Source organism: Burkholderia sp. Se-20378 (assembly GCF_017104665.1).
GTDB lineage: Bacteria > Pseudomonadota > Gammaproteobacteria > Burkholderiales > Burkholderiaceae > Burkholderia > Burkholderia lata.
The window spans coordinates 1-9588 of record NZ_JAAGPG010000317.1 but is presented as its reverse complement, the minus strand read 5'-3'; the positions used below and the strand labels follow the sequence as shown (position 1 = coordinate 9588).

General features: G+C 65.9%; 10 protein-coding genes, 2 tRNA genes and 1 pseudogene. 8 read left to right on the top strand and 5 right to left on the bottom strand.

The features are described from left to right. The 3 genes and pseudogenes from G3N93_RS26455 to G3N93_RS26445 form a co-directional block, all read left to right on the top strand. Positions 1 to 362 (top strand): annotated as a pseudogene (locus G3N93_RS26455) (molybdopterin molybdenumtransferase MoeA); the annotation flags it as partial. A gap of 39 nt (positions 363 to 401) precedes the next feature. Continuing rightward, on the top strand, positions 402 to 677 hold the full coding sequence (locus tag G3N93_RS26450) for a hypothetical protein (RefSeq protein WP_006476519.1): 276 nt from the start codon (positions 402 to 404) through the stop codon (positions 675 to 677). Beyond that, on the top strand, positions 674 to 1159 hold the full coding sequence (locus G3N93_RS26445) for a GNAT family N-acetyltransferase (RefSeq protein ID WP_105817514.1): 486 nt from the start codon (positions 674 to 676) through the stop codon (positions 1157 to 1159). Before G3N93_RS26450 ends, G3N93_RS26445 begins: the two co-directional genes overlap by 4 nt. A gap of 90 nt (positions 1160 to 1249) precedes the next feature. Here the strand turns inward: G3N93_RS26445 and rmuC are convergent, their stop codons facing one another. From rmuC to pncB, 5 genes are all read right to left on the bottom strand, one after another. Continuing rightward, positions 1250 to 2728: a DNA recombination protein RmuC gene (gene rmuC, locus G3N93_RS26440; protein WP_206134292.1), complete on the bottom strand. Its 1479-nt coding sequence runs from the start codon at positions 2726 to 2728 to the stop codon at positions 1250 to 1252. Continuing rightward, positions 2725 to 3714, bottom strand: a complete 990-nt coding sequence (locus G3N93_RS26435; protein ID WP_206134291.1) for a D-glycerate dehydrogenase — start codon at positions 3712 to 3714, stop codon at positions 2725 to 2727. The genes rmuC and G3N93_RS26435 overlap by 4 nt, the downstream gene beginning before the upstream one ends. Before the next feature lie 81 nt (positions 3715 to 3795). Next, a complete protein-coding gene (locus tag G3N93_RS26430) occupies positions 3796 to 5226 on the bottom strand; it encodes a sodium:proton antiporter (protein ID WP_206134290.1) in 1431 nt (476 codons plus the stop codon). 43 nt (positions 5227 to 5269) lie between these two features. After that, entirely contained in the window at positions 5270 to 5932 is a 663-nt protein-coding gene (locus G3N93_RS26425; RefSeq protein ID WP_206134289.1) for a lactate utilization protein C, read from the bottom strand. Between the two features lie 88 nt (positions 5933 to 6020). After that, positions 6021 to 7220, bottom strand: a complete 1200-nt coding sequence (pncB, locus tag G3N93_RS26420; RefSeq protein WP_174943898.1) for a nicotinate phosphoribosyltransferase — start codon at positions 7218 to 7220, stop codon at positions 6021 to 6023. Between the two features lie 322 nt (positions 7221 to 7542). On the opposite strand from pncB, the gene fdxA reads away from it, so the two are divergent. The 5 genes from fdxA to G3N93_RS26395 all read left to right on the top strand — a co-directional run. Then, positions 7543 to 7866: a ferredoxin FdxA gene (gene fdxA, locus G3N93_RS26415; protein WP_011351384.1), complete on the top strand. Its 324-nt coding sequence runs from the start codon at positions 7543 to 7545 to the stop codon at positions 7864 to 7866. Between the two features lie 103 nt (positions 7867 to 7969). Further along, a tRNA-Asn gene (locus G3N93_RS26410) sits at positions 7970 to 8045 on the top strand. A gap of 75 nt (positions 8046 to 8120) precedes the next feature. Next, a tRNA-Asn gene (locus tag G3N93_RS26405) sits at positions 8121 to 8196 on the top strand. Positions 8197 to 8315: 119 nt separating this feature from the next. Next, positions 8316 to 8801 (top strand): CreA family protein, encoded by a 486-nt coding sequence (locus tag G3N93_RS26400; protein WP_206134288.1) that lies wholly within the window; start codon positions 8316 to 8318, stop codon positions 8799 to 8801. Positions 8802 to 8863: 62 nt separating this feature from the next. Continuing rightward, a partial coding sequence (locus G3N93_RS26395; RefSeq protein ID WP_206134287.1) for an AraC family transcriptional regulator occupies positions 8864 to 9588 on the top strand: 725 nt, incomplete at its 3' end.

The window sequence follows — 9588 nt, the reverse complement described above, 5'->3', positions numbered from 1 at the left end:
GCGCCGGTCACACGCTGTTTTTCGGGCTGCCCGGCAACCCGGTCGCGTCGGCCGTGACGTTCTACGCGATCGTGCGGCCCGCGCTGCTGACGCTGGCCGGCGCACAGGCCCAGCCGCCGTCGCTACATACGGCACTCAGCACGCAAGCGCTGAAGACGCGCCCGGGCCGCACCGACTACCTGCGCGGTATCGCGACGCGCGCCGCCGACGGCCGCTGGCACGTCGCACCGGCCGGCTCGCAGAGTTCCGCGTCGCTGAGCGGCCTCTCGGCCGCCAACTGTTTCATCGTCCTGGGCCACGATACCGCGGCAGTCGACGCGGGCACCCCGGTCGACATCCTGCCGCTCGACGGCCTGATCTGAATTCCACTATCGGTATATCTCTACGGGGGCAATCCGCACATGAAGAAACAAATCTCGTCGATCGCCGCGGGACAAACCGCAAAGGCGCTGATCCTCGTCTACCTGACGTTCAGCGTGCCGATCGTGCTGCTCGGCATTCTCGTCGCGTACATTCGTTACGGAATGGTCGAACTGAGCACGATCCTGAGCGCGCTGCTGCTGAACGCGATCCTCGGCTTCGTGCTGCTGTGGATCGCATGCCACGCGTACAACTGGGTCGCATCGCGCTTCGGCGGCATCGAGATCGTGCTGTCCGATCCGCCGGAGGAAGCGTGAACGGCACACCGCTGATCCGCGCGGCCCAGGCACGTGACGTCGGCGCGATCCTCGCGCTGATGCGCGAGCTGGCCGAGTTCGAGAAGCTTGCGCACCTGTTCGTCGCAACCGAGGCCGATCTCGCCGACGCGCTGTTCGGCGAGCAGCCTGCCGCCGAGGCGCGGGTGGCCGAGCACGACGGCGCGATCGTCGCGTATGCGCTGTTCTTCCACAATTATTCGACGTTCCTCGGCCGGCGCGGCCTGTATCTCGAGGATCTGTACGTGCAGCCGTCGCAGCGCGGCACGGGCCTCGGCACCGCGATGCTGCGTCACCTCGCGGCGTTGGCCGTCGAGCGTCGTTGCGGGCGCTTCGAATGGTCGGTCCTCGACTGGAACCAGCCGGCGATCGATTTCTACGAAAAAATGGGCGCAACCGTGCTGCCCGACTGGCGCATCGTTCGGGTCACGGGCGACGCACTGGATACGCTCGCCGGGCATTGACCGCGGGCCGGCCACGCCGGCAAGCGCTTCAAAAGAAAACGGGCGCCGCAGCGCCCGTTTTTGCTTTCCGGCCGATGTCGGCCATGTGCGTCATGCGTCGTCCGCATCGGCACCGTCGGACCCTTCCGCGCCGAGCAGCCCTGCCGCCGTATCGCCCGGCAGCGCCTCGACCTGCTTCAGCTTGCGGTTCATCACACGCGTGCGCTGCTCGGCGGCCTCGATCGAGCGCGTGACCGTTTCGAGCTGCGACTTCGTGCGGGCAAGCACGTCGCCGAACTTGCCGAACTCCGTCTTCACCGCGCCGAGCACCTGCCACACCTCGCTCGACCGTTGCTCGATCGCCAGTGTACGGAAGCCCATCTGCAGGCTGTTCAACAGTGCGGTGAGCGTCGTCGGGCCGGCGACCGTCACGCGATAGTCGCGCTGCAGCAGGTCGGTCAGCCCCGGGCGACGCAGGATCTCCGCATAGAGCCCTTCGGTCGGCAGGAACAGCAGCGCGAAATCGGTCGTATGCGGCGGCGCGACGTACTTCTCGGCGATCGTGCGCGCCTCCAGCCGCACGCGTGCTTCGAGCGCACGGGCCGCTTCCTCGACCGCCACCGCATCGGCACGCTCCTGCGCATCGATCAACCGCTCGTAGTCTTCGCGCGGGAATTTCGCGTCGATCGGCAGCCACACGGGCGGCGCGTCGCGCGTGCCGGCCTCGCGCCCAGGCAGCCGGATCGCGAACTCGACGCGCTCGCTGCTCTTCGGCACCGTCGCCACGTTCTTCGCGTACTGCTCCGGTGTCAGCATCTGTTCGAGCAGCGCCTCGAGCTGCACTTCACCCCAGGTGCCGCGCGTCTTCACGTTGGTCAGCACCTTCTTCAGATCGCCGACCCCTGCTGCGAGCGTCTGCATCTCGCCGAGCCCGCGATGCACCTGCTCGAGCCGGTCCGACACGAGCTTGAACGATTCGCCGAGCCGCTGCTCGAGCGTCGCGTGCAGTTTCTCGTCGACGGTGCGGCGCATCTCCTCGAGCTTCGCCGCGTTGTTCGTCTCGATTTCCTTCAGCCGCTGTTCGAGCGTCGCGCGCACCTCGCCGATCCGGCGGTCGTTCGCCTCGGTCAGTTGCGTGAGCTGCCGGTTCAACGTGTCGCCGAACAGCCTGAGCGCACCCGTCTGCTCCTCGCGCGCCTGCTGCGCCTGGCGCTGCACGCTCTCGCGCATCGCGTCGAACTGCTGCGCATTGCCGGCGACGAGCTTGCCGAGCTGCTGTGCAAAACCGTCGATCTGATTGTTCTGCACGGTCGCCACGCTCGTCAGTTGCGCGGCGAGCGTCTGCTGAAGCTGCGCGAAACTGCCGGCCAGCTCGGTGCGCGAACCGCGCGCGTTCTCGACGATCTCGCCGCGCAATTCGCGTTCGAGCCGCTCGACCGCACGCGCCTGCGCATGCGCGGCGTCCTCGATCTGGTCACCCAGCACTGCCGCATCGTCGTGGCGGCCACCGCCACGCACGAGCGCGACGATCGCCACCGCCAGCGCGACGGCCAGCACGACGACCACCGCAAGCAACAACGTCATCGTCATGCGCGCGGCTTCCCGATCACGTCAGGGTTGATCGGATTCGGCGGCTGCCCTGCGCGCGGCCCTTCACCCAGCGCGGCGATCAGGTTGTCGGCGGCGAGGTTCGCCATCGCGCGGCGCGTCTTTTCGGTCGCGCTTGCGATATGCGGCGTCAGCACGACGTTCGGCACCTCGAGCAGCGCCAGATGGACCGTCGGTTCGCCTTCGTACACGTCGAGGCCGGCTGCGGCGATCGTCCCGTCGCGCAGCGCGACGGCCAGCGCCGCGTCGTCGACGATCCCGCCACGCGCGATGTTGGTCAGCGTCGCGGTGGGCTTCATCTTCGCGAGCTCGGCCGCGCCGATCGTGTGATGGTTCTCCTTCGTGTACGGCAGCACGAGCACGACGTGATCGGCACGCGCGAGCAGCGCATCCTTCGACACGTACTCGGCATTCAGCTCGGCCTCGATCTCGGGCGCGACGCGCGACCGGTTGTGATAGATCACCTGCATCCCGAAGCCGCGTGCGCGACGCGCGAGCGCCTGGCCGATGCGCCCCATCCCGATGACCCCGAGCGTCGAACCGTAGATGTCACTGCCGAGGAAACCGTCGTACACCCACTTCTGCCAGTGGCCGGCCCGCAGCCAGTGCTCGGATTCGGCGATCCGGCGTGCTGCGGCCATCATCAGCGCCCAGCCGAAATCGGCAGTCGACTCGTTCAGCACGTCGGGGGTGTTGGTGCCGAGCACGTTCGCCGCGTTGAACGCGGCCATGTCGAAATTGTTGTAGCCGACCGCCATGTTCGCCACGACGCGCAGGCGCGGCGCCGCCGCAAGCTCGGCCGCGCCGACCGGATCACCGGCCGTCAGCGCGCCGTCCTTGTCGGCCAGACGCGCAGCGAGCACGTCGCGAGCGAGTGCGTCGCCATTGTTCCAGTCGACATCGAAATACTGCTTGAGTCGCTCGATCACGTCCGGAAAGATCGGACGCGCGACCAGGATCTTCTGCATCGCCATCTCCGCATGCCGCGGACGGATCGCAGCGCGTCATGCGCCGCCGGGACCGCCCGCTCTAGGTTGAAAATCGTCAGCTTACGCCGAGAAGAAGATCCACGACGTCAACAGGAATACCGGTATCAGCACGACCAGCGCCCAGCCGAGGTAGGCAAAGAAGCTCGGCATCTTCACGCCGCGCGATTCGGCGATCGCCTTCACCATGAAGTTCGGCGCGTTGCCGATATAGCTGTTCGCGCCCATGAACACCGCGCCCGCGGAAATCGCGGCGAGCGTCGACGCGCCGGTCGTCATCAGCGACTGCGCATCGCCACCCGCGAGGTTGAAGAACACGAGGTAGGTCGGCGCGTTGTCGAGGAACGACGACAGGATGCCGGTCGCCCAGAAGTACATCGCGTCGATCGGCTTGCCGTCCGGCCCCGTGACGAGATGGACGATCTGCGCGAATGCGCCGTCGGCACCAGCACGCAGGATCACGATCACCGGTGCGATCGTCACGAAGATCCCCGCGAACAGCTTCGCGACTTCCTCGATCGGCGCCCAGTTGAACGCGTTGCCCTCGCGCGCGGAGCGCGGCGTCAGCGCGAGCGACGCGAGCGTGACGCCCACGAGCGCGACGTCGCGTACGAGGTTCTGCAGCGCGACGTGCGTGCCCCACACGTCGAACGTGATGCCCGGCTTCCATACGCCGCTCATCAGCACCAGGCCGATCACGGCTACGAGCAGCACGAAATTGATCTTGCCGTCGATCGACAGCCTGTCGTTGTCGGGCGTCGGGTCGAGCACGGCAGGCCGCTCCTCGCCGCCCTTCCGGTAGAAGTACGTATCGAGCACGAAGAACAGCGTCAGCAGCACGACGCAGATGAACAGCATCGGCAGTGCGAGGTGCGTGGTCGTCCAGAAGAAGCTCACGCCATTCAGGAAACCGAGGAACAGCGGCGGATCGCCGAGCGGCGACAGCGAGCCGCCCGCGTTCGCGACGAGGAAGATGAAGAAGATCACGACGTGCACGACATGCTTGCGGTTGTCGTTGGCGCGCAGCAGCGGCCGGATCAGCAGCATCGCGGCGCCCGTCGTGCCCATCACGCTCGCGAGCAGCGTGCCGAGCGCGAGGATCGCGGTGTTCAGCTTCGGCGTGCCGTGCAGGTTGCCGTTTACGCAGATGCCGCCCGCGACCGTATAGAGCGCGGTGAGCAGCACGATGAACGGAATGTATTCCTCGAGCAGCGCATGCACGAGCGTGCCGAACGCGGTGCCCGCGCTGAACGCGAACGCGAACGGGATCAGGAACACGACCGCCCACCCGGCCGCAATCTTGCCGAAGTGGTGATGCCAGAACACGGGGGCGACGAGCGGGAACAGTGCGATGGACAGCAGGATCCCGGCGAACGGGATACCCCAGAGTGCAGACAGCGTGGCACCGTCGAGCGTTGCGGCCGATGCAAGCGCGGGAACGGCGCCAAGCGCGATCCCCGACGCCATGCCCGCCCAGGCGGCATGTCGTTTCATGCAGAACTTCCTTGTTCGAGTGGTAGTGGATGCAGCGGGCGCGTCATGCGCCCCGTACGACGATCACGTGAACGCGGTACGGGCCGTGCGCGCCCAGTACGATGGTCTGCTCGATATCGCCCGTGCGCGACGGGCCCGACACGAAATTGACCGCGCGCGGCAATTCGCCGCGCTCCGAACGAATCAGCGCAAATGCGTCTTCATGACCGGCGACGATCCGCGACGCGGGCACGATTGCAATGTGGGTTTCCGGCAGCAGGCCGGCCGACGCATAGGTGTCGGGGCCGGACAGCAGCACCAGCGAACCCGTTTCGGCAGTCGCGCAAAAACAGCCGGTGAGGCCGACCAGATCGCCGTCGCGCGGCTTGCGGCATTCGACCGACAGGCCTGCACCCGCCCAGTCGAAATCGGCGAGCGTGCGCCATGCAACGGCCTGCGTCGGCAGACTGTGAGCAGAAAGGTAGCGAGCCGCGGCGGCCGGTACCTCGGCAAGCGACGCGACCTCGTCGACCGTCGTCGACAGGCGTGCTGCTTCATCGACGAATGCCGCGACGAGATCGGCCGCTGCCGGCGGACGCGGGCCCTCCGGATGACGGGCGAGATAGTCGGCAACACCGTCGCGCTCGGCCGCATCGGGTTCGGCCGCACGTCCCTGCGCCGCGCGAATGCGTGCGAGGATCTGGCGACGGGCAGCGGAAGTGTCCATGAACGGTCCTCGTGACGTTGGCGGGCGATACCGTCGGATTATACCGGCCGACCTCGCCACAACGCAGTTTTGGCCGTTCGGCCGACGCTTACTTCGACGCGTCTTCCTCGACCGGCTGCGCGATGCCGAACACCTGGCGCAGGTACGCGAGATACGCCTTGTCGTCGCACATGCTCTTGCCCGGCGAATCCGACAGCTTCGCGACCGGTTGACCGTTGCAGCGGACCATCTTGATCACGATCTGCAGCGGCACGTAGCCGAGATCGTTGGTGAGGTTCGTGCCGACACCGAACGCGAGCTTGCAGCGGCCGCGGAACCGTTCGTACAACTGCATGACCTTCGGGATGTCGAGCGCGTCCGAGAACACGAGCACCTTGGTCCGCGGGTCGCAACGGTTCGACTCGTAATGGCGCAGCATCCGCTCGCCCCATTCGAACGGATCGCCCGAATCGTGGCGCGCGCCGTCGAACAGCTTGCAGAAATACATGTCGAAGTCGTTCAGGAATGCATCCATCCCGTAGACGTCCGACAGCGCGATCCCGAGGTCGCCGCGGTATTCCTTCGCCCACATCTCGAAGCCGTAGATCTGCGAATCGCGCAGCCGCGGGCCGAGCGCCTGACAGGCCTGCAGGTACTCGTGCGCCATCGTGCCGAGCGGCGTGATGCCGTGCTTCATCGCATAGAGCACGTTGCTGGTGCCTGCGAACTGCGGGCCGAGGCCGTCGCGCAGCGTCAGTGCGACTTCCTCGTGCCAGACCTTCGAGAAGCGCCGGCGCGTGCCGTAGTCGGCGATCTTGCAGTCGGCGAATTCGGGCTTCGCGCCGAGCAGCTTGATTTTCTCGCACAGCCGCTCGCGGCCTTCGCGATAGTCGGGCTCGCGCTGCGTGTTGCGGAAATACACTTCGTTGACGATCGCGAGCACCGGGATCTCGAACAGGATCGTGTGCAGCCACGGCCCCGTGATCCCGATGTCGATTTCGCCGTTGCCCTTCGGCGACGGCGTGATCGAGATGTACTTCTCGTTCAGGTGGAACAGCGCGAGGAAATCGACGAAATCGCTCTTGATGAAGCGCATCCGCCGCAGGTAGTCGAGTTCGACGTCGGAAAAACGCAGCGCGCACAGGCCGCGCACCTCGTCGCGGATCTCGTCGATGTACGGCACGAGATCGACGCCGGGCGTGCGGCACCGGAAACGGTATTCGACGCTTGCAGCGGGAAAGTGATGCAGGACGACCTGCATCATCGTGAACTTGTAGAGATCCGTGTCGAGCAGCGAAGTGATGATCATGATTACGGCACCGCCAATATCGTGACAGGGCCCCGGCGCACCGCGCGCCGCCCGGTCTGTCGGCCATGTTACCCGAATGCGGGCCCGACCATCGTGAAACCGCCTGCCGCCCGGCGCCGGTCGCCCCGCCCTACCGGCGTACGGGACACGTGCCGCCGTTGGTGCGCCCCTTCGACGAGCCCCCTGGGCGGGCCCCATAAACTAATCACGAAACGATATAAGCCGGATAGCCGACCACGCCATGCGGGTTTTGCGCTTCAGTTACAATGCCGGTTTTGGCGCAAACGCCACCCCATATATACCGCCAAGCAGGAGCGTTTTAATGACTCACGTTGTGACCGAAGGCTGCATCAAGTGCAAATACACGGACTGCGTGGATGTGTGCCCGGTGGATTGCTTCCGTGAAGGTCCCAACTTTCTCGCCATCGATCCGGACGAGTGCATCGACTGCGCCGTGTGCGTCGCAGAGTGCCCGACCAATGCGATCTATGCCGAAGAAGACGTTCCCGGCGACCAGCAGCAGTTCACCGCGCTGAACGCCGAGCTGGCGAAGGACTGGCCGTCGATCACGAAGACCAAGCCGGCACCGGCCGACGCGGACGAGTGGAAGGACGTGCAGGACAAACTGCACCTGCTCGAGCGCTGATCGCGCAGCGGCCGCAAAAATATTTTTGTGCGTCGCGGCCCAAAAGTATTGACGGCCTGATCAACGCTCCATATAATCTCGTTTCTCTGCTGTTGTTGTTTGTTCCCCGATAGCTCAGTCGGTAGAGCGCCGGACTGTTAATCCGTAGGTCCCTGGTTCGAGCCCAGGTCGGGGAGCCAAAAACGCAAAGGCCCGTTGAAAGTGGACGGGCTTTTTGCTGGTAGACAAACAAGCATGCAGATGTACCGATTTATTCCCCGATAGCTCAGTCGGTAGAGCGCCGGACTGTTAATCCGTAGGTCCCTGGTTCGAGCCCAGGTCGGGGAGCCAAATAGCGAAAGGCCCGTCAATCGACGGGCCTTTTGTTTTTCCGGCCCGCCTTTACGCTTTCATCGCCCGATCGCGCGCATGCTAGAGTCTCTGTCCCGCATTCGCATCCGGTTCCATCGATGAAGCACCGCCTCCTCCGCTCAGCCCCCTTCGCCCTCCTGCTTTCCGCATTCGCCGCGGCGCCGCTCGCGCACGCGGAGGAAGTCGGCAGCGTCAACACCCATTTCCGCGTCACGGGCTCCGATCGCGTGGTCGTCGAGGCGTATGACGATCCGGTCGTGAACGGCGTGACCTGTTACGTGTCGCGCGCCCACACCGGCGGGATCAAGGGCACGCTCGGCGTCGCCGAGGATCCGAGCGAAGCGTCGATCGCATGCCGGCAGGTTGGCCCGATCAGCTTCAAGGAGCCGCTCAAGCAGCAGACCGACGTGTTCAGCGAGCGCATGTCGTTCATCTTCAAGACCCTGCACGTCGTGCGCGTGGTCGACGCCAAGCGCAACACGATCGTCTACCTGACCTACAGCGACCGCATCGTCAGCGGCAGCCCGAAGAACGCCGTCACCGCGGTACCGATGCCGACCGGCACGACGATTCCGGTCAAGTAAAGCCCGCACCTGCCGGGCGCGCGAGCGATACACTGTCGATTCGACCGCCTCCGCGCCCGATCATGTCCGCCACCCGCCTTCCAGACTCCGCACGCTACTGGCGCACGCCGCTGCTGCCGGATGCGGATCTCGTCACGGCCACCTATCGCGACCACACGTTCGCGCCCCACTGGCACGACGCGTACACGATCCCCGTGATTCTCGAAGGCGCGGAACGCTTCACCTATCGCGGCAGCGGCTATGTCGCCGAAACCGGCTCCGTGCCCGTCATCAATCCCGGCGAAGTGCACACGGGTTCGCGCGCGGCCGACGAGGGCTGGTGCTATCGCGTCAGCTACATGCCGGTCGAATTCATCCGCGAACTCACCAGTGCGATCGCCGGCCGCCCGCAGGACGCGCCGTGGTTTGCACCCGACGTGATTCGCGATGCCGATCTTGCGGCCAGGCTCGCGCTGGCGCACCGGATGATGGAGGCCGGCAGCGAGCGCGCACTGCCGTCGCAGCCGCACGGGCAGCCGGTTGACGATCCGATGGCGGGCGCACCGCGCATCTACGATCCGCTCGCCGCCGAAACGGCGATGCTCGATGCGTTGTCGACGCTGATCGTGCGCCATGCCGACGCACTGCCGCGACCGGCGCCGCTCGCAGCGGACGAACCGCGCGTCGACGCGATGCGCGAGTGTCTCGCCGCCGATCTCATGTGCACGGTGACGCTCGACGAAGTCGCGCAGGCAGCCGGCCTGTCGCCGTTCCATGCAGCGCGCCTGTTCACCCGCACGACCGGCAA